Below are 21417 nucleotides of genomic sequence, written 5' to 3' on the forward strand. Positions count from 1 at the left end.
TCCCGTTTACCTACTCTGTATAGTTATTGCAGAATTAAACCTACAATCATAATTAAACTAAATACTATCATCCAACCAAACGCACAATAGCCAAAAATTCTAATCCATTTAGGTAATTGATGCATGTTAATTTTATTTGTGGGAACTCCTTGCATAGAAAACATCATTTTTTGATCTCTATCTCTATTATTTTGTTGTTCATACATAATATCATCACCTTTCCAGAACTATTGTGTTTATAGTATATCAGCCTAAAGAAAATTATGTACAGAATAAGAGGGGATAGCATAAATATTATGTGGTGAATTTTATAAATAAAGACATTTAATTGCCATGGTTCTAAGCGCTAATCCGTTATAAATACTGAAAAAGAGCCCTACATAAATAGGACTCTTTTTCTTCAAATATTAAGTTGCTGGATATAAATTAGAACCAAGGTAACGTTCTTTTATAATTTGAAGATGATGAAGCTCATGACCAGCAATGATGTATGCTAATGCACGAACTGTAACTTCAGAATTATTCGCATTTCCTCTTTGTGACCAAGCTTCTTTATCTAAGCTTCTAAGTAAATGCAGGGTAGATTGGCGAACAACTATTAAATTCTCAAGAAGATCTTGCATAGATTGCTTATCAAAAGCAGCTCTAAGAACATACATATCATCATTATAGCCTGGAAGTTCTGCTGTCTCGCCTCGAGCGATTGATAGTAATCGATACGCCATAATCCGTTCTGTATCTGCTATATGACCCATTACTTCTTTTATACTCCATTTAGTAGGAGCATACCGGAAAAGTCCCTCACTATCAGAAATTCCCTTTAATAAAAGATTCGTTTCCTTCATTTGTTGTTCTAGAATATGTATGATATTTCCGTCTGATACCAAGTTGGTATACGTTGCATAATAGGAGTTATATTCACTTACTTGTGGTCTTATTTGCATACGAATCATCCTTTATGTTTTATATTTAATCTTTACATATAGCTTACCATAAAAGAATTCCAAATTAATCTGAAAAATGGAGGCAAATATACATTTTTCATCTTCCTTTTCAGTTTCATAGATGAAATGCATCTCAAATAAGAGAATCTAATTTGCTGCTAAGCGGAATGTCGTTTTTTTGCTGCTATAGTAGAAGATAAATATGTAAATTGAATACGGTTTGTCACTACTTATGATAATCGCCATTTAAGAAGCAGCATTTGTCCATTACGTGAAAAACCTGTTAATAAATTTATACTTACTACAAAAACAAACAAACTCGTCCTATTTAAAGGAGAGTTTGTTTGTTTTTATGTTTAGATAATGGAATACTCATGCAAAATTGTACACTATGTTCCATATTTTTTATTGAATACTTTATATCTAGCGTTTCAAGAATTTGTTTAACAATATATAGCCCTAAACCATTTCCTCCAGTATTTCGATTCCTTGATTTTTCAATTCGATAAAATGGTTTGAAAATTTGTTGTATCTCTTCATCTTTAATATTGACACCTGTATTTATAATTTTCATTTCGATTTGACCTTGTTTAGAATCCTCAATTAACTTTATATAGACTTTTTCATTATGTGGTGAATACATAACCGCATTGTGAATAATATTTTTACATGCTTTTTCTAAAAGAGCACAATCGGTATAAATAGAAAGGTCAGAATCAATTTCTTTTATTATTTCGATGCTTTTTTGAGAAGCAAAAAATTCGAGATCTTTTGTGATTGTACCTATTAACTTTGAAGGATTAACTTCCTCTACTTTTAGTTTGAAGGTGTGTTGTTCTAATTTCGATACGCTTAAAATTTCACGAACTAATTGTTCCATACTTTCAATAATTTGATGATTTTTCTTTAAATATTGATCGCGATTTTGATAAGGGCCAATATTGTATATCATTCCTTCTAAGTATCCTTTCATTACAGTAAGAGGAGACTTTAATTCATGTGCTACAATCGCAAAAAACTCTCTTCGTTTTGTTTCTATTTCTCTTTCTTTTTCAATATCATTTTTTAATTGTTCATTTGCTTTTTTTAAATCAAACATAGCTTGTTGCAAGTTAATAGACATGTCATTCAAACTATTAGATAATTCTCCTAACTCATCTGTAGAGCGAACCTCAATTTTTTCGGAGAAATCTAAATTTGCCATCTTTTGTGCACCTTCATTAATATAAATAAGTGGCTTTGTAATAAACCTGGAATAAAAATAAGCACTTCCTATACCAATAACGAGCACAATGATACTAATATAGGGGAGAAAGCGTACTAAAACTTGTGAAGCTTCATCAATCGGTTGAAATGTAGCAAAGACTATAAGCGTTAAACTACCATCTTGGAATTGAATTGGTTTCGTAACGTTATATGAATTGCTAAGGGTACTTGTATTCTCGAATCGTGTTGCTTTAGTAACTACTGTTTTTTGCGTACCACTTTGAATAAAAGAAAATGAAGGAGAGTAAATAATTACTCCTTCTTTATTTTGAAGATAAAGCATCGCATTATTTTTTTTGGCGTATTCATCAAAAAGTGGTATCGCATCTTGAAACGTAAGATTTTTAGACTTATCAATGATTTCGTTTATCCCTGTTTGAAGTTGATCTGTTTTATATTGCTCATAAAATGTAGGGAGAAAGAAGTATAAAGTTAAATAAATCAATACTGCAAAGGATAATAAAATGAGAGATGTAGTCATAAAGAGTTTATAAGTAATTTGCTTCATTTTCATGAGTTTCACAATACTATTCATCAATTTTATATCCAATACCCTTTATTGTTTTAATATAAGGGATAGCTAATTTTTTGCGTAGGTTTTTAATATGTGTATCAATTATTCGTGTTTCTCCAAAATAATCGTAACCCCAAACCTTTTCAACGATATTTTCTCTTGTGAGTACTTTTCTCTCATTTTGAAATAGTAGTTGTAGAATTTCAAACTCTTTTGTCGTTAATATAATTTCAACGTCATTTACATATACTCTATATGCATCCACATCAATACGCACTTCTTTAAATATCAAATGATTATTTACATTTTTATCATAACTTCTTCTAAGTACCGCTTCGACTCGTCTAATCAAAACATGAAATGAAAAGGGCTTTGTAATATAATCATCGATCCCAAGGTCGAATCCTTTCATTTGATCTTCCTCTTCTTCCAACGCAGTTAGCATAATAATTGGTACGTTTGACTGACTTCGAATCATTTTAGAAACTTCAAACCCATTAAGATTGGGCATCATGACATCTAGAAGAATTAAATCAAACGATTGCTTATTAAATTGTGTCATACCCTCTAGTCCATCTGAAGCGACTACCACTGTATAATGCTGTGTCATTAAAAATTGTTTAATTAATTCCTGAATTTCTTGATCGTCCTCTACCACGAGAATATGATAGTTTTTCATAATATCACCTCTGGTAGTCATTATAGCCGCACTATCTGGAGTTTATGTGGAGATACAATAGGAACCTCATAGGACGTTTAACGTATTAGCTTCATTTTCAAGAATGTGTATTCTCCAAAAAAATATTATTAGCCATATTCCTTTTTATGAAAAAATAATTGTATGCTTGAAAAAACTTATCGTATGAAAAGCTGAACGATTTATATTTCTAAAAAACTAATGTATAATATTGGGAACTGTATGTGATTTCTTAAACTGTGTGAACATATACTTTCGCTACTTACTAGAAGGGGAAACGGAAATGAATTTCAATATAAAAAAAGTTAGCGAAATTATAGAGTGTACGTCACAAACTTTAGAGTTTTTTTGCTAATTTAGTAAACGCTTAAGGTGTGAACTAAGGATTATTTAAATCATGCGAGAAAGGTTGTGAAATTATTTGATGGGTTATAAAGCGATGCTGTTTGATTTAGATGATACATTACTTGATAGGGATAAAGCAGTAGAGGCATTATTTTTAATTGTTTTAGAAAAGTGTTATGAAAATGTAGATGGTGCGGCTAAAAGCAACATGTTACAGAATTTCAAAGAATACGATAAAAGGGAATACGGCATGTGTGATAAAACAATAGTTTTAGAATCGTTGTTTGATGAATTCCCGCCGAAGTATAGATTGCCACGCAATTACATCCAAGATTTTTGGAATAATAATTTCCCTAGATGTTTTTCAATAGACCAAAATACTGTTCATTTCTTAAATCAAATAAAGAAGCACTTTAAAGTTGGAATTATAACAAATGGCTCAACTCAGAGGCAAAAAGCTAAAATATTTAACACGAATTTAAATAGGTATTTTGAAACAATCATTATTTCTGAAGAAGTGGGATTTAGTAAACCTGATAAACGTATATTCGAACTAGCATTAAATAAGCTAAATTTACAACCGGAAAATACTTTATTTGTTGGAGATGACTTAGAAAAGGATATTGCTGGTCCTCAAAATGCAAATATAAAAGGTGTGTGGTTTAACCCTCAGAAAATCAAGAATACTACCAAAATACAACCATATGCCGAGATTAACACTTTGGATAGTTTGTTAAGTTATGTTACTCCACAATATTTTTATAACAAGTAAAAGTAATTCCATATATATATTCAAAAATATAAAAAAAGAGGAACTATCATTAATTTCATTGACCGTATTAGTAATAAAAAAATATATATTTACAACAAAAAATAGAGGCCATTTTAATAGCTGAGGCTAATTTAATCTATGATTAATACGAAGTTTTGTAAAACAATTTTACTCATACTGTGTAAATTATAAAGGGGTGAGACTATGGAAATAAAGAAAGTAGTAATCGATGGAATCAATATTGCGGTTATTGGTATTAATATCGAATGTTCAGTCTGCATTAGATACTATGGCAACAGTTCAATATGAGGTAGATGCGAAACATATTATTATCCATAAATCTTTAATAAGTGAAGATTTCTTTGATCTAAAAACACGGCTTGCGGGCGATATCCTTCAACAGTTTATAAACTACAAGGTAAAGATTGCTATTGTTGGAGATTACTCTATATATACTAGTAAAAGCTTAAAGGATTTTATTTATGAATGTAATAAAGGGAATGACATTTTTTACTTAGCAACTGAACAACAAGCAATTGAAAAACTAAGTACATTAAAGTAATAATTATATCCTGCTAAATTCCCCCATTTCACTTAGTTAATGATTATATACGATATAGAAGAACTGATGTTTGTGGTAAACTAAGAGATGAATAAAGGGGGAGTTTTTTTGAACAATTTTAATGATACGATCCGAAGTTTAAACAATATAGTTTACAAACCTAACAATTTAATGATTACGAATCTAAAAGAAGAAAAGCAAAACGCAGAATATGCAGGATGTTTATTCCACTTAAATAACAAAACCATTCGTTTTAGAAAATCAAAATTGACTCCTAATAAAATTGGGCAATTTGTTTCTTTTTGGGAGAAAGATGAAAATATGCGAAATAGAGCTTTCTCTTATGAAGCTGCTCCTGATTTATTAGTAATCACTTGTATTGCTGATAATAAAGTAGGACAATTTATTTTTCCTAAAGAGATTCTTCTTAAAGAAAAAATATTGAGAACACAAAATCAAACAGGGAAAATGGCAATGAGAATTTATCCTGTTTGGGATACCACCGTTAGCAATCAAGCTAAAAAGAGCCAAACGTGGCAACGTCAATATTTTGTTGATTTAAGTGATAGTAATAATTTGCCTATAGATAAACTATTAAATTTATATTCGTAGCTTTTGGTTTGCCCCGAAAAGAAGTAATTACAGAAAAGATATTTGTAATGACGCCTTCTATTAATTTAACTCGTGAATCGTAATTTTTGTACCGGTACAGTTAAATGAAATGTACATTGTTACAGTGCCCCTTAAAATTTACAATCAGCATATATTATTTAAACTTATAAATTTTTAAGGGGTGCTAATTATGACAAGTTTACAAGATCAGATTTTCACAAGATTAAATCTAAAAAAACGTAATGAAGTAAAGTTTGAAGAATTACCTACTATACTCTTTTCGTTTGCGCACACTATACCATTTGAGAATTTAGATGTTATAGCACGAAATACGAATCAAATCTCTCTGGAAAACTTACGGGAGAAAATTTTAACTAGTTCCCGTGGTGGACTTTGCTACGAATTAAATACTCTTTTTTACTATTTCTTAAAAGACTGTGGCTATGATGTACAACTGGCATTGGGTACGGTTTATAAAAATGATATAAGTGCATGGGCACTTGAGGATGGCCATATAACAATTATTTTAACTTATGAAAATGTACAGTATTTAATTGATGTAGGTATAGCTTCGTTAGTACCTCTAGTTCCTGTACCTTTTACTGGCGAGTCTGTTTCTTCAAAAAATGGTTCGTACCGGGTGAGACGGAAAGATACGAGTAAAGGAAATTATGTTTTAGAAAGAATAGATACTGATGGAGAATGGAAAGTTTGTCATGCTTTTTATAAACATATTATTGATGAGATAGTAGTAAACGATGTTCAAAGAAGAGTGATAGAAGATGAGAAGTCTATTTTTAATAAAGGACCAATTGCAGTTAAGTTGACGAACTCCGGCCATATTTCATTAACGAATACAAGTTTAACTGAAATGATTCATGGGGAAAAAACTAAGCGTGAAATTACAGAAGATCAATATAGAGAGTTTTTATATACTTTATTTGCTATTAAGTTATGAATAATAAAGATAGCCGGTACTTATTCAGAAGCGGCTATCTTTATTATTTTTGGTGTAAATGGTTTTCGTCTAATATGTTTCGGAAACTGCGGTATAGTTAATGTTTTTAATATTTCCGTAGCTTCTTCATATGTATGAAAAACTGGCTTTTTTGCAGCAGGATAATATGATTTAAAGTTTGATTTTCTTAATACATATAATACACTAGAACAGTACGAAAAAGTATGTACAATGAATTTTGAATGTAAAGGAAGATTAATATGTCAGTTATTGATAAATTGAAACTTAATAAGTATACAAATATGGTCGTTATTAACGAACCAAGTAATTATGACATTTTTACAGGTAAAGAAACTGCATTCTCAAAAAAACACGATGCTATCTTTATATTTGTAGAAACGCTTGATGAAATGGTGAAACAAACGAATTTTATTATTAGTAATGAAGAATTACTAATTGAAAAAGGTTACGTGTTCTTCGCATATCCGAAAAAAGGTAATGCTCGTTATAGTACGTTTATTCACCGTGATGAGATGTTTCCGGCATTAAACGTTGGAGAAGATGGTTATGTGGGAGAAAGCGATATTAAATTTGCACGAATGGTAAGTATGGATGAAGTCTTTACTGTTGTAGGTTTAAAACGCGAGAAGAAAAAAACAACGAAAACATCTGCTATGAGTCAATGTGTTGCCGATTATGCAGATCGAATTAAAGATGTTGAAGCATTATTAGCTAATCATCCGAATGAACTTAAGTTTTATCAAAGTTTAACGCCTGGATACCAAAAAGATTGGGCACGTAATCTTTTTTCTGTGAAACAAGAAAAAACACGTGAAAAACGTCTAGAGAAAATGATAGAAATCCTTTCACAAGGCTATAAAACAATTGAATTATTCCGTAAAAAGAAAAAATAATGACTAAGAAAGTCACAATGCTGCAACAATTAATTGTGATGAGTACATTGAAAAAAGTATTCCTTCCATTATACTAAGGAATGTTCTTATATTTATATAATTAGCAAAAAGAGAAAAGGTGTTTGAAATGAAATCGTATATTGTAGTTGGATCTGGAATTTTAGGAGCGTCTACTGCTTATCATCTTGCTAAGGCAGGTGCGAATGTTACTATCGTGGATCGCCAACAATTAGGGCAAGCAACTGATGCAGGAGCAGGTATTGTATGTCCATGGCTATCACAGCGTCGTAATAAAGCATGGTATAAAATTGTTAAAGGCGGTGCACGTTACTATTCTTCGTTAATTCAGCAATTAGAAGAAGACGGTGAAACTGACACAGGATATAATCGTGTAGGTGCAATTAGTTTACATACTGACGAGAAAAAGTTAGATCAAATGGAAGAGCGAGCTTATAAACGACGTGAAGATGCCCCAGAGATTGGTGAAATCACTCGCTTATCAGCTGAAGAAACAAAAAAATTATTCCCGGCATTATCAGAAGAATATAGTTCTGTTCATATTAGTGGTGCTGCACGAGTAAATGGAAGATTATTACGCAATGCATTAATAAGTGCTGCGAAAAAACATGGTGCAACTTTTATAAAAGGCGATGCAGTATTAGTCCGTGAAGGAAATCATATTACTGGAGTTACAGTAAACGATGAAACACTTTTAGCAGAAAAGGTTATTGTAACTGCAGGCGCATGGGCGAACGAAATCTTGAACCCATTAGGAATTAATTTCTTAGTTACATTCCAAAAAGGACAAATTGTTCATCTGCAAATCGAAAATACAGCAACAGAAAATATGCCAGTTGTTATGCCACCGAACGATCAATATATTTTAACGTTTGACAATGGGCATGTCGTAATTGGTGCAACACATGAGAATGATACTGGTTTCGATCATCGTGTAACAGCAGGTGGTTTACATGAAGTATTCCATAAGGCATTAGCAGTTGCACCTGGCTTAGAAAATGCTACAATGCTTGAAACGAGAGTTGGATTCAGACCATTCACACCAGGATTCTTACCTGTTATCGGACCACTACCTAACTTTGAAGGAATTCTCGTTGCGAATGGATTAGGCGCTTCGGGTTTAACAGCTGGTCCATACCTAGGAGCGGAACTTGCTAAACTAGCGCTCGGACAAACGATTGAATTAGATTTAAATGATTATGATGTTGCTGGCGCAATTGAATAATATAGGGTACTGCTAACATTTAGAAAAAACCATGCCAAACATATTCGACAGGGAATAAGCAGTTTTTCCTCTGTTAAGAGTAAGCCTGTTTATGAAAAATAAAATTCTTTAAAAATAGAGGGCTGACATTATAAACCTGCATTAATAATGTAGAATTGTGATGTCGGCTCTTTATTTATATTTATTTAAAACTTATTTTCGAGAGGAGCTTAAGCAATGAGAGCACCATATCAAGTATTGATATTTCCTTATATAAAAACTGCCAATTCCATTCAATATGCTATTTTCAAACGAAGTGATTATGGTTATTGGCAAGGAATAGCTGGTGGCGGAGAAGACGGTGAGATTCCTATTGAATCAGCAAAACGGGAAGCGTTTGAAGAGGCTGGTATTACAAGAGAATGTCCATATATACAATTAGATTCTGTGTCTTCACTACCAGTAGAGGATGTAGTTGGAGGATTCCTTTGGGGCGAAGAGGTTTATGTAATAAAAGAATTTTCTTTTGCAGTTAAAGTCCCTACAAAAAACATATCATTATCTAAAGAACACTTCAATTATAAATGGTTATGCTTCGAGGAAGCAGTAACGCTTTTGAAATGGGATAGCAACAAAACAGCATTGTGGGAATTAAACAAAAGACTATTAAAACAATAAAAGTTTTTGCTAACAAAGATATTAGTGGAACAAGAATTGAACAATTAAAAAAACCTTGCTACACTTCTAAACAATGTTTTAGATTATAAAATAGAGTAATATAGATTTGGCATGGTTAATGAACTAAGAGAACTTGCACTAAGAAAAAACCTATACAGTTGACTTTGAAAAAATGAAAATAGTTAAAAACATTTTTATGTCGTACGGTTTTTGGCTATGAATAACAGAATAAATATTAAGTATTCAACAGTTCAAATAGAACGATTCAGCTTTTTATTTTAAGAAGAAAGATGACTCGTTTTATGCTAAAATTCGCTTAGTGTAATATTTTCGTTAAAATGTGGGTGGGCCCCCTTTTAGCAAAACCGGAGTGGGAATGATGAGTATAAATAGTTTTGTGGGATTGATAAAGGACGAATTATTAAAAGAGGTAAGAATAAGAAGTGAGGATGAATTCGAGCCTGTAGTAGTTAAAGATATTCCTAGACTTTGGAAGTGTTTAGGAACAGGTAATTATGCCGCAGTATTCATGCACAGAGAATACAAAGATTGGGTAGTGAAAGTTTACGTGCGAGAAGGAGAAGGAATTGAAAAAGAGTCAGAAGTATACCGAAGAATTGGAGATCATCCTTCTTATTCAAAGCTTATATATAAAGGAGAAAATTTCATAGTATTGAAACGTTTAAAAGAAATTACCTTATACGATGCTATTCATAAGGGAATTAAAATTCCTAAGCAGGTAATACTTGATATCAATGAGGCTTTAGAGTATGCGAGGGAACAAGGATTAACTCCTTGTGATGTTCACGGGAAAAATGTGATGATGGAAAAAGGAAGGGGATATGTAGTAGATGTATCTGATTTCTTAAAAACAAAAGAAGATAGTAAGTGGAGGGATCTAGAAAAGGCATATTTCACTTTTTATTTTCCTTTCATTTATAAATTGCCTTTCACTGTTAAAATACCGTATTTTATGTTAAACATTGTTAGACGTTCGTACAGAAAATATAAGAAGTTTAAAAAGAAATTTAAATTATAAAAGAACCACATATGTTCCTGAAAACGATTTGAATTCACATAAATAACTTTAGAAAAACTTTAAATTTTGTTGAGGGGATACTTCAAGACCTTAGCTTGCTAGGGATATGGTGCTACCTCAAAATATAAAAAGATTAGGAATGAATCCTAATCTTTTTATTTATACATATTTTTGTTAGTTATATCACTATCAATTCCAAAATGGGACATTTTGAATAAATGAAACCGTCAAAATAAGTGTTGATGCGGAACCAGCAGTTACTAAAGTTACTATCTTTCGTCCATTCTGTTCTTTTGAAGGTTTTATAAGTTCTGTAATTAACACAATCCATATTATGATAGAGACTATTGAAATAATATTTATAGACATATGTAACACATCCCTTCTTGTTTTTACATAAATATTTCTTCTTTTATAAAATAAAAGCAATTTAACAAGAAAATAGGTACCGCATTAAAAATCAATATTTTCCTGTTAAACCACCTTTTTTAAATAGAAATACGACTGATAAAACGATAACAACGGCCTTCAAACTGCCCCAATATGGATAAATAGCATGATCTGTTAGACTAGCATATTGAAAGAAATTCTCTAAGCCGAAAATTCCTATCATGACTGCTAAAATGAATGAAGCTGATCCATACGTCCCTTTACGATAGAGGGTAAATAAATAGACTGCGAAAATTAGTGGTAAGATGATTTGTAGTACGATTATCATAGTTCGTCCCCCAGATTATTTATAATTATATTATATACAAAATTGTAATAAAAAGGAATATAACTTATTTGATACTAACAGAACTACTCTAATCATATTCTTCTATAAAAAAGAAGAAAAAGGGGTGTACAGTTAATTGACAAAAGTTAAAGTTAGTTTACGACCCATTGTTCATAACGTAAATTTACCAACTGTATTGAAAACAACGATACTTCCAGGTGAATCGACCGAAAGACTATTTATCGCAACTCAATTAGGGGAGATTTTTTACATAGGGGACGGAGTTATAAAGACATTTTTAGATATTCGTCACCTAATTATTAAATTAGGTACATTTGAAGAAGGTGTTTCTAGTAGCGGTTATGATGAACGAGGATTGCTTGGACTTGCGTTCCATCCACACTTTTTTCAAAATGGGTTATTTTATCTTCATTATTCAGTAGCTGGAACTCAAGGTCCAGGTGCACTTTCTAAACAATTTAAACCGAATCCTTGTGACCCTAAAACTTTAAATTTAAAGTGGGTAAATAGAGATACTCAATATGATCATATTGATACAATTGAAGAATGGATTTTTCAATCAAACGGTCAACCTCAAAAACGTAGAACATTACTTAATATAAAACGCCCGTTTTTTAATCATAACGGAGTCAATAGCTTAAACTTTTCACCTGAGACTGGAAAACTTGTTTTTACAAATGGAGATGGCGGATCAGGTTATGATCCATTTAATTTAAGTCAAGATGATTTGGAAATAGCAGGAAAAATAATTGAAATCGATGTAAATAAAAATACATTTATAAATAACCCTCCTGTAGTTACACGTTTTAATGAACTTCCTTTATCTATACAAGAAACACTTACAGTAGTTGCAAAAGGAGTACGTAATATAACCGGCATTTCATTTCAAAGGTTTTATAATCAATATATCAAATACGCCGGAAATGTCGGACAGGATATTGTAGAGTCTGTTTTTTCATTTGTTCAATATAAACCTATACCAGTTACAGAACTTGTTCAAATGCATTTTATGAGGTTAACTCCCAATCAAGATGGTTTTATCAATTTTGGGTGGCGAGGATGGGAAGGGGATTTACCTACTTCTTTTATACGACATTGTTCCGAAAATCAGGCTTTGGATGAGAGAACAATGGTTTATTATGATGAAACAATACAAACTTCAGTGAAGCGTATTCTGCCTCTACTTAGTTATTTTCATAAAGATTCTAGAACAGATAAGTTTGGAGGAACTTCACTTACAGGAGTTCAGCCATATATGGGAAATGCAATTCCAAATTTAACAGGTAGCGTTGTTTTTACTGACCTTGCCAAGAAAGGAGAATCTCAGTCTCCAATTAAGGGTGTTTTAGCCTATACTAGAGCAGGTACAGACGGTAAACACGCTGACTTTCATGCTATTGAAACCAATTATGATTTTGGTACGCAACCAGCTTATTATATGAGTTTAGGAACAAATTCGGATCAAACTAAATTATATTTAGGAGTTTACAGTTCTATGAAAGTAACTGATTTTAACAAAGGTACCATTTTTGAAATTATTCCTTGATACGATATAAATTCTCAGTTTAAAAACATAAAGAGTTTATTCTGCTTCCAAAACGCACAACTTGACTTGTCCCCCTAAAAATCTTCAATCTATAAGTATCTATTATATAGTGATTTATAACTAGTAGAAAGCAACTCATAAACCATAAGTGTATGAATAATATAGAAAGTAATGAATGTGGTATCTTTAGGGGGTATTTTAATGAATTGGTTTGTACGTTATTGGTATCAACTGATGATAGAACATGATACGAGCTTTGTTCATAAAAGAAAATTGTCCCTTGCGAATAAGTTAGTACTTACAGCTTTGATGAGTGCATTGGCCACCATGTTTCAAGCAGCTGGGAACTTAGTTCCTGGTATAGGTTTGCTCATTAGTCCATTTTCGACATTACCGATTTTTTTTGCTATTTTCTATTCTATTCGTGAGGGAATACTTTCTTATGTTCTTACTATTTTTCTATTATTTATTATTGAGCCCAGTGAACTAATTGTCTTTCCTTTTACTACAGGCTTATTAGGTCTAGCCTTAGGAGTATCTTTTTTAATATTAAAGAGGAGAATTTGGATTGTATCCTTTTCAGCAACTTGTCTACTTATAGGTATTATGATTGTTCTCGATGTTTTCCACTTTCCGGTACTTGGTCCTGCTGTTCATACAACTATGAATATAAAAATTATTTTATCAATATTTATAATGAGCTTTCTATACTGTTGGATTTATGCAGGTTTTTGCAGAATAATGATGAATAGATTATATAAAGTGTTGTATTGATAATGGCATAATGAGGATTGGAGATTGAATTTATGACTAACGTTGCAGTTAGAAGACCGAATTTGAATGATGTAGATGAACTATATTTATTTTTCCGTATAGTTATTACGAATACATACAAAAATGAAGGATTGTCACAATTATTGGATGACATAGAAAATGAAATTAACTCAAAAAAGCAGTATTTGAAAAGTGATTTTGATAGTAACGGAGAAAGTCGTTACTTTTTATTAGCAATTGATACAAGTAACGATAAAATCATTGGAACAATCGAAATCGGTCCAGCAAGTACATTGATTAATAGTTGTACAGGTGGTGTACTTAAAAATTTGTATGAAATAGGAACTGTATTCATACTTCCGGAGTATCAGAGAAAGGGAATAGGGAGTTTATTACTACATACAATGTTTCTTACATTACTTAGCAGAGGGATAACAGAATATTGTTTAGATAGTGGATATAAAAATGCGCAAAGTATATGGATAAAAAAGTTTGGAAAACCTAGCTATGTATTGAAAGATTACTGGGGAGAATCCAGTGATCATATGATTTGGAAGAAAAGTTTACATGATACACCTATAATATTTGAATTATAAAATGAAATATGCCTCTGAACATAGCTTTTCTTACTTATGTATGCTATTATTTATCTTTATAATAAAAGAGGACGTGAATGAACTTGATTAAAATTAATATTCCTGAAGCTGATGTTTCAATTACTGAACGTAAACAAGTTATTAAAGGAGACGAGCCAATCATTACTCCAATTAATGGATTTATCGATTTCCACTTGTTCCCTAGAGATAAAGGCGGCATTTTTATGTTTTACAATATTAATGACGAACTTCTTTTCGTAGGTAAAGCTCGTAAAATTAGACAACGTATTAAGAAGCATTTTGAAGATAATGTTTCACCAATTAAAAACCACCGTGATGAAGTATACCGCATTGATGCATGTATCGTAGAAGATCCAACAGAAAGAGAAATTTACGAAACATATATCATTAATGAATACAAAGCGAAATATAACGTTGATAAAGTATTCTACAAATAATCAACATTAATAAAAAGCAATCCTAGTTAATATGCCAGGATTGTTTTTTATTTAGATTTATTCTTCATATCTTTCTCCTTTTTTCAAATGATTAGCAGCAACAAAACAGATTACACCTATAAATATAAGTACAATACCAACCGTTTTATGTTTTCCCTCAAAGAAAGGAATATCTGAAATAACATTTGTCATACATAATCCTAAAAATACAAGGATAGGGCCCACCCAAAGTAATACATTACCGAATTTTTTGTGCTTCCACATAATAACCCTCCTTAATCCTCTTTACATATATATCCATAAATGAAAAGTAAATTCATAGAGAAATATAGTTTTTTTCATATCGAAAATTTAACCCTCATATATTGGTACAAGCAAAAGAGAAAGGAGACCATCATGAATTGGTTAGAAGCTTTCATACTAGGTATAATTCAAGGTTTAACAGAATTTTTACCAATCAGTAGTACCGGACATCTTTATTTAGGAAGGCATTTGTTCCGATTAGATGAGGCTGGCTTATTTTTAGATACGATGCTGCATATTGGGACTTTACTTGCGGTGTTTATTTATTACAAAAAAGAATTTATATATTTAATTAAAAATCCATTTTCAAAATTAATGCTGCTACTTATTGTCGGAACGATACCCGCAGTTGTAATCGGATTGTTGTTTAAAGATTTTTTTGAGGATATTTCAAAAACAGGTATTACAATTGGTTGGGAGTTTTTAGTGACAGGATTCTTTCTCTACTTGGCGGATAAACAAAAGAATGGTCGTAAAAAAATGGACGACATTACATATAAAGATGCATTTATTATCGGTTCATTTCAAGCGGCTGCTATTTTTCCGGCAATTTCTCGTTCTGGAATGACAATCGTCGCTGCATTATGGAGGAAGTTGGACCGCGAAACTGCTGCTTACTTTTCTTTCTTATTATCAACGCCAGCGATTGTCGGAGCTATCATTTTGCAATTTGTAGACGTTTTTCAAGGGAAAGCAGAATCTATTTCTAGTACATCTTTAATTGTCGGAACGTTATCAGCAGCGTTTTTTGGATATATAGCTGTTTCATGGATGATTCAATATTTAAAACGTCACTCCTTAAAAGTATTCGCGTATTACGTATGGGGATTAGGTATTTTAATTTTAATGTTGCAATTTACTGATGTATTTTAAGTATAATGATAAAGAAGTTAATTAGTTTAAGAACCTGTTTCATTCATACAAGGCAGGATCTCTTTTTATTAAGGGGGAAAATATGTTTAATAAGGCTATCGTTATTGGTGGAAGCATGGCAGGAAAGTTTGCAGCAAAAGCATTATCAACTTCTTTTAAAGAAGTAATCATTATAGAAGCTGGTGAAAGATGGGATGGAAAGTCTTCGATAAAAAGAGTTCCACAAAGTAATCATCCTCATGTGTTATTAAAAGGTGGAGAAATCGCAATTGAGGAATTGTTTCCTAATATTACGAATGAATTAATAGAAGCGGGTAGTATTATAAACAACTTTACGCGTGATTTGAAATGGAATCAATTCGGTCTATGGAAACAACCGTTCATAGGGGAAATACATATGATTCAACAAAGTCGTCCTTTGCTAGAATGGCATATTCAAAAACGAATACATCAAATTTCAAATATTACTATTAAATATGGAACATTGGTTAAAGGGTTATTGGTAGATGCAAAGCTTAACAAAGTGTGTGGAGTAAAAGTTAAATATTTAGAGACAGACACACAAGAAGAAGTTCATGCGGATCTTGTAGTTGATGCGAGTGGATTTGGCTCGAAAAGTATAGAGTGGCTACGAGAATACGAAATTGAAGTAAAAGAAGAGAAAGTTCGTATTGATTTATTTTACGCAACGAAAATGTTCAAACTTAAAGAAAATGAGGAGTTAGACTGTTGTAACATGCTAATGTCTCCGAGTTTCCCTGATAACCCTTATGGTGTTCTTATTCAAACGATAGAAGATAATCGTTATTTTGTTACTTTTAGTGGATACGCAAATGAGAAAGCACCACAAACAGATGATGAGTTTTATGATTTTGCTGAAAACCTATCAATTTCTAATGTTACAGATTTCCTAAATAAGGCTGAGGGAATTACTGATATAAAGACATACAAAATTCCTTATCAAGTACGCCGGCGATTTGATTTAGTGAATAATGTACCAGAAGGATTATTAGTTGTTGGAGATGCGCAATGTCGTTTTGATCCCGTTTTCGGCCAAGGTATTTCAGTTGCTGCTATGGAGGCTCACCAATTGCAATTACTTTTGCAAGATAGAAAACAACTTGATAAAACATTTACACAACAATTTTATAAAAAGGCAGCTACTATAATAGAAACCGCTTGGGATATGACAACAACAGAAATTTCACGTCACCCGCAACTAAAGAGAGAATTAACTACAAAACAAAAATTTCAGCTATGGTATACGAAACAAATATATCGACTATCTGCAAGTAATTCTGATGTTTATATTCGGTTAGTACGAGTGATGAATTTAATTCGTAGTCCATTTCATCTTTTTCATCCGAAAGTGCTACTAGCTGTATTACTTAATCGAAAGAAATAGCAGGAATATAATTGATTAAAAAAGAATGTATAACATTTAGTAAATCAAGAAGGAGAATACGGGATGGAAATATACATAGAGCAACTAAAGAAACAAGATGCTAAGGATTTATATACGTTTGAACTTACGAATAAATCTTTTTTTGAAACAATGGTACCAAATCGTGGCTCAAAATATTTTGAATTTGAATATTTCCAAAAACTACCAGACGATTTATTAATAGAACAGGTGGATGGAAATTCTTATTTTTATTTAATTCGTAATGAAGAAAAAGAAATTGTAGGACGAATCAATTTAGTAGATATAGATACAGAAACTCGAATTAGTTCGCTAGGGTATCGGGTCGGAGAAAAATTTACTAAAAAAGGAGTTGCAACAGCAGCCGTAAAATTAATTTTAGATGTAGCGAAAAATAATGAAATTACTGAAGTTCATGCTAAAACAACGACTAATAATCTCGCATCACAAATTGTACTAGAAAAAAGCGGATTTTCTTCTTATCAAAACGAATCAGATGTAACATCTGTAGAATTACATGGAGAACATGTGAAGTTTGTACACTATATTTGGAGAAATACTTCGCGCTTATAATAAGGAGGACTTATTCATGAATGATTTACGTTATCCAATTGGCCAATTTACATACAAACGTCCTATAACTGCAGAAATGATTGATACATGGATTCAAGAAATTGAAGATTTACCTAATGAACTAACAAAGGCAATTAAAGATTTAGATCAGAAGCAGTTAGATACACCATATCGCGTTGGAGGTTGGACTGTACGTCAAGTAGTTCATCACGTCGTTGATAGCCATATGAATAGCTACATACGCTTTAAATTAGCACTGACAGAAAAGAATCCAACTATTAAGCCGTATAAAGAAGAGAAGTGGGCAGAGTTACCCGATTCAAAATTACCGGTAGATGTTTCACTAGTAATGCTAGATTCATTACATAAAAGATGGGTTAACCTGTTATATTCTCTAAAAATTGAAGATTTAGAAAAGACATTTAACCATCCTGAAACTGGTGAAACAAAACTTGCTGTTGCAATAGGACTATACGCATGGCATGGTCGTCACCATACCGCTCATATTACTTCTTTAAGAAAGCGTCTAAATTGGTAACATGGAGATTATATTAGAGAAGGCGACAGAAACTGATGCAGAAGTTATATTTCAAATGCAAATAGACTCATTTAGCTCTTTATTACATAAATATAAAGACTATGAAACAAATCCAGCAAATGAAACTATCGAAAAAACTATTTGTAGAATAAATCATGTAGACGGTGGCTTCTATAAAATAATAGTGGCTATGAATCTTGTTGGAGCGATATGCATTTCACAAAAAGAAACACCCTCTAAATTTTGGATCAGTCCAATGTTTATTCACCCGAGTTATCAAGGAAAAGGAATTGCCCAAAAGGTACTTACATTAATTGAGGAAATGTTTCCTGAAGCAACGAGCTGGGAACTTGCTACTATTTTAGAAGAAGAGAAAAATTGTTTTTTGTATGAAAAGATGGAGTATAAAAGAACAGAAGCTAAAAAGAAATTAAATGATAAAACTACACTTGTTTATTACAAAAAAGAAAGGTAAAGCATACAAAATACGCTTTACCTTTCTACATTATTTAAGATTAAATATACAAAAATAATGTATATTCTTCCAAAATACTCGGGTTAGTAATTTTTAAAATGAATAAAAATACAAAAACCACTACTTTGTCGTAAAGGTTACTAACGCTTTTTGAATGCTTAAAATACTATCGTCACCTTTAAATTCTTTCGTAATTGGATCCTCCATACTAGACACCCAAATTTTAAGTTCTGCATCTAAATCAAAATGCCCAGCCGTTTCGATGCTATATTGTGTAATACTTTTATAAGGAATAGAATGGTATTCTGTTTTTTTGCCAGTTACTCCTTGTTTATCTACTAAAATAAGACGACGATTTGTAAATACGATTAGATCACGAATTAATTTATAAGCATGCTCTACTTTTTCATCGTCTAGCATAATCTTCTCTAAATCACGTTCTACACTTTCAGAACTCGTATTTGATGCATTTCCTAAAATACCGCTAAATAACCCCATATTAAATTCCTCCTTTAATATATGTGGAATGAATTACTTATATTGTAACATGTTACTCTCAAAGATATTATGACTTTACTTTAGTAGTTTCTGGTTATTGTTGTAATTAGTTTATATAACCTCATCTTAAAATCTTATGCTAATATGGAATTAAGAAAAAAGAAGCAGAGGGATATAGCATGAAGAATACCGGTTTAGTATTAGAGGGCGGAGGAATGAAAGGTTTATATACTGCAGGTGTACTCGAATATTTCATGGAAAAGAACTTATTCTTTCCGTATGTAGTCGGCGTATCAGCTGGCGCCTGTATGGGAGCAACCTATTTGGCGCGTCAAAAAGGGAGAAATAAGAAAGTAAATACAGAGCTAGTATCAGATTACAGGTATATATCTTACCGAAACTTAATTCGAAAACGTGAATTATTTGGGATGGACTTTTTATTTGATGAAGTACCTAATAAAATTGTTCCATTTGATTTTCAAACTTTCTTAAACTGTAATGAACAATTTGTTATAGGGACGACTGATTGCGAATCAGGACAAGCTGTTTATTATAATAAAAAAGAACATGGAAATGAAATTTTAAAAATCATCCGTGCATCCAGCTCAGTGCCGTTTATAGCGCCTGCTGTAGAGTATGATAATCGAAAATTGCTAGATGGAGGAATTATAGATCCTATACCGGTTTTAAAAGCTCAAACTGATGGTTATGAAAAGAACGTTGTAATTATGACAAAGCCAGAAGGATATGAGAAGCAGCGAAATAAATTTTCTGGACTAGTTAAAATTCTATATAGAAAATATCCAAAAATCGCAGAGAATTTAGTAGACCATTATCGTTTTTATAATGAGACAATATCTTATATGAATCAAATAGGACAAAAAGATAACTTTTATATCATTCAGCCTAGCGTACAACTTCCAATAAGCGGAATAGAAAGAAATAAAGAAAAACTCATTAATTTATATAATCTTGGCTATACAGATGCTAAATACCATTATGAAAACTTATTAAATTGGATAGAGAAATAAAGGAGGAGAAAGTTGAAGTTAGGAAAACGAATTATTTTTAAAGAATTGCAGAAAATGCATAGTCCACTGAATAAACCGTTTTCTTATCGTGTTACAGCAAAATTGCAACGAGACCTAAAAAGTAAATTTACCGAAGATGATTGTATAAACGCTGATTTTAATCATTATTGGATGCATACAGCAGCTACTTTAAATTCTATACTAAATGGAAACGAACAGAACATTACGTTTCAACAAATAAAGTGGTTAAGAAAATCGTTTTTTGATTGGTTTCCGCAATATCGTTTTCTAGAAACAGAAATTGTGAATTATCCCATTTTGTATAGAGATTTCATAAGTTATGAGAAGACCAGGAAGCTATTACTTTATTACCTTACTGAATAAAAGCGAAAACGTACAGGTTACATTACTTGTACGTTTTTTTGTTCATAAAACATTCAATATTAACAACTAGTTTATATAGGAATTCTAACGAGAAGAAAGAAGTACACATAATAGAATGATGCAGGGGAGGAGAGAGGAATAGCTGTTTTGCTTTAAGTTATTGTCCAACTCGAATACAGTTAGTTATTTATGTTAAAATATTTCGAGTGAAATCAAGCTTTTAAGGATTTCATTGAACATTAAACAAAACAAGTTAGCAACGTAGAAGGGATAACATTAACATGAAAAACGTATCAAATATAGATAAAGTAGAATCAATAAAATCTTTACAGTCAACAATTAGTAAACTTGAAAATGCCTTATCACAGATGACTCAAAAAGGATCAAATACTACTTTAGTGAAAAAAAGACTCAAAGCAGCTAGTATCGGCTTAGCTATGTTAGAAAGTGTTTGGAAGCAAGAAACTCATAATTATACTCAGGAAGATTTAGCAGAAGCTCGTAATGTTCTGATTGGTTTGCTTCCATCAATTGAAAAGATTTACGTTAAGTCAAAGCTTGGTAGTCCTCAAAGAACGCTTTTAGAAAGAAGAATAAAATCGTTGGAACTTTCTATTCAGGCAATTGATTATTTTTCTAATAAATAACTTCGCTAAACAAATAACTTACGACTACTTTTATAT

At 31.6% G+C, this 21417-nt stretch carries 27 protein-coding genes and 1 pseudogene; 20 read left to right on the plus strand and 8 right to left on the minus strand.

The genetic code is table 11. The features are described from left to right. Positions 1-23: 23 nt before the first annotated feature. The 4 genes from CGQ22_RS12820 to CGQ22_RS12835 all read right to left on the minus strand — a co-directional run bounded on the left by CGQ22_RS12820 (position 24) and on the right by CGQ22_RS12835 (position 3403). Positions 24-206, minus strand: coding sequence for a hypothetical protein (locus tag CGQ22_RS12820; RefSeq protein WP_000273233.1), 183 nt, complete (start codon positions 204-206; stop codon positions 24-26). A 201-nt stretch (positions 207-407) separates the two neighbouring features. Next, entirely contained in the window at positions 408-944 is a 537-nt protein-coding gene (locus CGQ22_RS12825; protein ID WP_001167136.1) for a DinB family protein, read from the minus strand. A gap of 328 nt (positions 945-1272) precedes the next feature. Next, positions 1273-2745 (minus strand): sensor histidine kinase, encoded by a 1473-nt coding sequence (locus tag CGQ22_RS12830; RefSeq protein ID WP_001084902.1) that lies wholly within the window; start codon positions 2743-2745, stop codon positions 1273-1275. After that, positions 2738-3403, minus strand: coding sequence for a response regulator transcription factor (locus tag CGQ22_RS12835; protein ID WP_000800727.1), 666 nt, complete (start codon positions 3401-3403; stop codon positions 2738-2740). The genes CGQ22_RS12830 and CGQ22_RS12835 overlap by 8 nt, the downstream gene beginning before the upstream one ends. 442 nt (positions 3404-3845) lie before the next feature. On the opposite strand from CGQ22_RS12835, the gene CGQ22_RS12840 reads away from it, so the two are divergent. The 8 genes and pseudogenes from CGQ22_RS12840 (at position 3846) to CGQ22_RS12875 (ending at position 10523) form a co-directional block, all read left to right on the plus strand. Beyond that, positions 3846-4538, plus strand: a complete 693-nt coding sequence (locus CGQ22_RS12840; protein WP_000540720.1) for an HAD family hydrolase — start codon at positions 3846-3848, stop codon at positions 4536-4538. A 204-nt stretch (positions 4539-4742) separates the two neighbouring features. Continuing rightward, positions 4743-5100, plus strand: a pseudogene (locus CGQ22_RS12845) (DUF4180 domain-containing protein). Positions 5101-5208: 108 nt separating this feature from the next. Next, entirely contained in the window at positions 5209-5712 is a 504-nt protein-coding gene (locus CGQ22_RS12850) for a MepB family protein (protein WP_139032759.1), read from the plus strand. A 190-nt stretch (positions 5713-5902) separates the two neighbouring features. Beyond that, on the plus strand, positions 5903-6670 hold the full coding sequence (locus tag CGQ22_RS12855; RefSeq protein ID WP_000202737.1) for an arylamine N-acetyltransferase family protein: 768 nt from the start codon (positions 5903-5905) through the stop codon (positions 6668-6670). A 260-nt stretch (positions 6671-6930) separates the two neighbouring features. After that, positions 6931-7584 (plus strand): YdeI/OmpD-associated family protein, encoded by a 654-nt coding sequence (locus CGQ22_RS12860; protein ID WP_000110857.1) that lies wholly within the window; start codon positions 6931-6933, stop codon positions 7582-7584. Positions 7585-7711: 127 nt separating this feature from the next. After that, positions 7712-8827 carry an NAD(P)/FAD-dependent oxidoreductase gene (locus CGQ22_RS12865; RefSeq protein ID WP_000844392.1) on the plus strand — a complete coding sequence of 372 codons (1116 nt, stop codon included), beginning with the start codon at positions 7712-7714 and terminating at the stop codon, positions 8825-8827. Positions 8828-9043: 216 nt separating this feature from the next. Continuing rightward, positions 9044-9484 (plus strand): NUDIX hydrolase, encoded by a 441-nt coding sequence (locus tag CGQ22_RS12870; RefSeq protein WP_089148777.1) that lies wholly within the window; start codon positions 9044-9046, stop codon positions 9482-9484. A gap of 379 nt (positions 9485-9863) precedes the next feature. Next, positions 9864-10523, plus strand: a complete 660-nt coding sequence (locus CGQ22_RS12875) for a protein kinase family protein (protein ID WP_000026515.1) — start codon at positions 9864-9866, stop codon at positions 10521-10523. Between the two features lie 189 nt (positions 10524-10712). Here CGQ22_RS12875 and CGQ22_RS12880 read toward each other — a convergent pair whose 3' ends face one another. After that, positions 10713-10892 carry a hypothetical protein gene (locus CGQ22_RS12880; RefSeq protein WP_000026326.1) on the minus strand — a complete coding sequence of 60 codons (180 nt, stop codon included), beginning with the start codon at positions 10890-10892 and terminating at the stop codon, positions 10713-10715. Between the two features lie 91 nt (positions 10893-10983). Then, positions 10984-11241, minus strand: coding sequence for a hypothetical protein (locus CGQ22_RS12885; RefSeq protein ID WP_089148778.1), 258 nt, complete (start codon positions 11239-11241; stop codon positions 10984-10986). Positions 11242-11377: 136 nt separating this feature from the next. On the opposite strand from CGQ22_RS12885, the gene CGQ22_RS12890 reads away from it, so the two are divergent. The 4 genes from CGQ22_RS12890 (at position 11378) to CGQ22_RS12905 (ending at position 14636) form a co-directional block, all read left to right on the plus strand. Beyond that, positions 11378-12808 carry a PQQ-dependent sugar dehydrogenase gene (locus CGQ22_RS12890; RefSeq protein ID WP_089148779.1) on the plus strand — a complete coding sequence of 477 codons (1431 nt, stop codon included), beginning with the start codon at positions 11378-11380 and terminating at the stop codon, positions 12806-12808. 201 nt (positions 12809-13009) lie between these two features. Beyond that, positions 13010-13582, plus strand: coding sequence for a YybS family protein (locus CGQ22_RS12895; protein WP_001103995.1), 573 nt, complete (start codon positions 13010-13012; stop codon positions 13580-13582). Between the two features lie 32 nt (positions 13583-13614). Then, positions 13615-14178 (plus strand): GNAT family N-acetyltransferase, encoded by a 564-nt coding sequence (locus CGQ22_RS12900; protein ID WP_000185960.1) that lies wholly within the window; start codon positions 13615-13617, stop codon positions 14176-14178. Between the two features lie 77 nt (positions 14179-14255). After that, entirely contained in the window at positions 14256-14636 is a 381-nt protein-coding gene (locus CGQ22_RS12905) for a nucleotide excision repair endonuclease (protein ID WP_001048941.1), read from the plus strand. 57 nt (positions 14637-14693) lie between these two features. Here CGQ22_RS12905 and CGQ22_RS12910 read toward each other — a convergent pair whose 3' ends face one another. Continuing rightward, positions 14694-14900 (minus strand): hypothetical protein, encoded by a 207-nt coding sequence (locus CGQ22_RS12910; RefSeq protein WP_000265461.1) that lies wholly within the window; start codon positions 14898-14900, stop codon positions 14694-14696. A 132-nt stretch (positions 14901-15032) separates the two neighbouring features. On the opposite strand from CGQ22_RS12910, the gene CGQ22_RS12915 reads away from it, so the two are divergent. The 5 genes from CGQ22_RS12915 to CGQ22_RS12935 all read left to right on the plus strand — a co-directional run bounded on the left by CGQ22_RS12915 (position 15033) and on the right by CGQ22_RS12935 (position 18821). Next, complete coding sequence (locus CGQ22_RS12915; protein ID WP_001104297.1) at positions 15033-15812, plus strand: undecaprenyl-diphosphate phosphatase; 780 nt, start codon at positions 15033-15035, stop codon at positions 15810-15812. A gap of 82 nt (positions 15813-15894) precedes the next feature. Next, complete coding sequence (locus CGQ22_RS12920) at positions 15895-17217, plus strand: FAD-dependent oxidoreductase (RefSeq protein WP_000482046.1); 1323 nt, start codon at positions 15895-15897, stop codon at positions 17215-17217. Between the two features lie 63 nt (positions 17218-17280). Further along, a complete protein-coding gene (locus CGQ22_RS12925; protein WP_089148780.1) occupies positions 17281-17808 on the plus strand; it encodes a GNAT family N-acetyltransferase in 528 nt (175 codons plus the stop codon). Positions 17809-17824: 16 nt separating this feature from the next. Next, a complete protein-coding gene (locus tag CGQ22_RS12930) occupies positions 17825-18346 on the plus strand; it encodes a YfiT family bacillithiol transferase (RefSeq protein WP_000999057.1) in 522 nt (173 codons plus the stop codon). 1 nt (position 18347) lies between these two features. Further along, the gene (locus CGQ22_RS12935; RefSeq protein WP_000402629.1) at positions 18348-18821 is read left to right on the plus strand and encodes a GNAT family N-acetyltransferase; all 474 of its coding nucleotides are present in this window, start codon (positions 18348-18350) and stop codon (positions 18819-18821) included. Between the two features lie 120 nt (positions 18822-18941). Here the strand turns inward: CGQ22_RS12935 and CGQ22_RS12940 are convergent, their stop codons facing one another. Then, complete coding sequence (locus CGQ22_RS12940) at positions 18942-19319, minus strand: PH domain-containing protein (protein ID WP_000522472.1); 378 nt, start codon at positions 19317-19319, stop codon at positions 18942-18944. 179 nt (positions 19320-19498) lie between these two features. On the opposite strand from CGQ22_RS12940, the gene CGQ22_RS12945 reads away from it, so the two are divergent. The 3 genes from CGQ22_RS12945 to CGQ22_RS12960 all read left to right on the plus strand — a co-directional run bounded on the left by CGQ22_RS12945 (position 19499) and on the right by CGQ22_RS12960 (position 21381). Then, positions 19499-20350 carry a patatin-like phospholipase family protein gene (locus tag CGQ22_RS12945; protein ID WP_000799070.1) on the plus strand — a complete coding sequence of 284 codons (852 nt, stop codon included), beginning with the start codon at positions 19499-19501 and terminating at the stop codon, positions 20348-20350. A gap of 12 nt (positions 20351-20362) precedes the next feature. Then, positions 20363-20734, plus strand: coding sequence for a YxiJ-like family protein (locus CGQ22_RS12950; RefSeq protein ID WP_089148781.1), 372 nt, complete (start codon positions 20363-20365; stop codon positions 20732-20734). Between the two features lie 281 nt (positions 20735-21015). Continuing rightward, positions 21016-21381: a hypothetical protein gene (locus CGQ22_RS12960; RefSeq protein WP_000800306.1), complete on the plus strand. Its 366-nt coding sequence runs from the start codon at positions 21016-21018 to the stop codon at positions 21379-21381. Positions 21382-21417 lie beyond the last annotated feature (36 nt).

The sequence above is a fragment of the Bacillus sp. M13(2017) genome (assembly GCF_002218325.1).
Taxonomy (GTDB): domain Bacteria; phylum Bacillota; class Bacilli; order Bacillales; family Bacillaceae_G; genus Bacillus_A; species Bacillus_A thuringiensis_K.

What these genes read in the sequence shown, in the direction of transcription:
- CGQ22_RS12885 (WP_089148778.1), bottom strand. Translation starts at nt 11,241, where the DNA reads ATGATAATCGTACTACAAATCATCTTACCACTAATTTTCGCAGTCTAT.
- CGQ22_RS12865 (WP_000844392.1), top strand. Translation starts at nt 7,712, where the DNA reads ATGAAATCGTATATTGTAGTTGGATCTGGAATTTTAGGAGCGTCTACT.
- CGQ22_RS12905 (WP_001048941.1), top strand. Translation starts at nt 14,256, where the DNA reads ATGAACTTGATTAAAATTAATATTCCTGAAGCTGATGTTTCAATTACT.
- CGQ22_RS12960 (WP_000800306.1), top strand. Translation starts at nt 21,016, where the DNA reads ATGAAAAACGTATCAAATATAGATAAAGTAGAATCAATAAAATCTTTA.
- CGQ22_RS12825 (WP_001167136.1), bottom strand. Translation starts at nt 944, where the DNA reads ATGCAAATAAGACCACAAGTAAGTGAATATAACTCCTATTATGCAACG.
- CGQ22_RS12840 (WP_000540720.1), top strand. Translation starts at nt 3,846, where the DNA reads ATGGGTTATAAAGCGATGCTGTTTGATTTAGATGATACATTACTTGAT.
- CGQ22_RS12895 (WP_001103995.1), top strand. Translation starts at nt 13,010, where the DNA reads ATGAATTGGTTTGTACGTTATTGGTATCAACTGATGATAGAACATGAT.
- CGQ22_RS12835 (WP_000800727.1), bottom strand. Translation starts at nt 3,403, where the DNA reads ATGAAAAACTATCATATTCTCGTGGTAGAGGACGATCAAGAAATTCAG.
- CGQ22_RS12930 (WP_000999057.1), top strand. Translation starts at nt 17,825, where the DNA reads ATGAATGATTTACGTTATCCAATTGGCCAATTTACATACAAACGTCCT.
- CGQ22_RS12920 (WP_000482046.1), top strand. Translation starts at nt 15,895, where the DNA reads ATGTTTAATAAGGCTATCGTTATTGGTGGAAGCATGGCAGGAAAGTTT.
- CGQ22_RS12855 (WP_000202737.1), top strand. Translation starts at nt 5,903, where the DNA reads ATGACAAGTTTACAAGATCAGATTTTCACAAGATTAAATCTAAAAAAA.
- CGQ22_RS12910 (WP_000265461.1), bottom strand. Translation starts at nt 14,900, where the DNA reads ATGTGGAAGCACAAAAAATTCGGTAATGTATTACTTTGGGTGGGCCCT.
- CGQ22_RS12900 (WP_000185960.1), top strand. Translation starts at nt 13,615, where the DNA reads ATGACTAACGTTGCAGTTAGAAGACCGAATTTGAATGATGTAGATGAA.
- CGQ22_RS12860 (WP_000110857.1), top strand. Translation starts at nt 6,931, where the DNA reads ATGTCAGTTATTGATAAATTGAAACTTAATAAGTATACAAATATGGTC.
- CGQ22_RS12830 (WP_001084902.1), bottom strand. Translation starts at nt 2,745, where the DNA reads ATGAATAGTATTGTGAAACTCATGAAAATGAAGCAAATTACTTATAAA.
- CGQ22_RS12945 (WP_000799070.1), top strand. Translation starts at nt 19,499, where the DNA reads ATGAAGAATACCGGTTTAGTATTAGAGGGCGGAGGAATGAAAGGTTTA.
- CGQ22_RS12820 (WP_000273233.1), bottom strand. Translation starts at nt 206, where the DNA reads ATGTATGAACAACAAAATAATAGAGATAGAGATCAAAAAATGATGTTT.
- CGQ22_RS12925 (WP_089148780.1), top strand. Translation starts at nt 17,281, where the DNA reads ATGGAAATATACATAGAGCAACTAAAGAAACAAGATGCTAAGGATTTA.
- CGQ22_RS12915 (WP_001104297.1), top strand. Translation starts at nt 15,033, where the DNA reads ATGAATTGGTTAGAAGCTTTCATACTAGGTATAATTCAAGGTTTAACA.
- CGQ22_RS12940 (WP_000522472.1), bottom strand. Translation starts at nt 19,319, where the DNA reads ATGGGGTTATTTAGCGGTATTTTAGGAAATGCATCAAATACGAGTTCT.
- CGQ22_RS12875 (WP_000026515.1), top strand. Translation starts at nt 9,864, where the DNA reads ATGAGTATAAATAGTTTTGTGGGATTGATAAAGGACGAATTATTAAAA.
- CGQ22_RS12880 (WP_000026326.1), bottom strand. Translation starts at nt 10,892, where the DNA reads ATGTCTATAAATATTATTTCAATAGTCTCTATCATAATATGGATTGTG.
- CGQ22_RS12870 (WP_089148777.1), top strand. Translation starts at nt 9,044, where the DNA reads ATGAGAGCACCATATCAAGTATTGATATTTCCTTATATAAAAACTGCC.
- CGQ22_RS12935 (WP_000402629.1), top strand. Translation starts at nt 18,348, where the DNA reads ATGGAGATTATATTAGAGAAGGCGACAGAAACTGATGCAGAAGTTATA.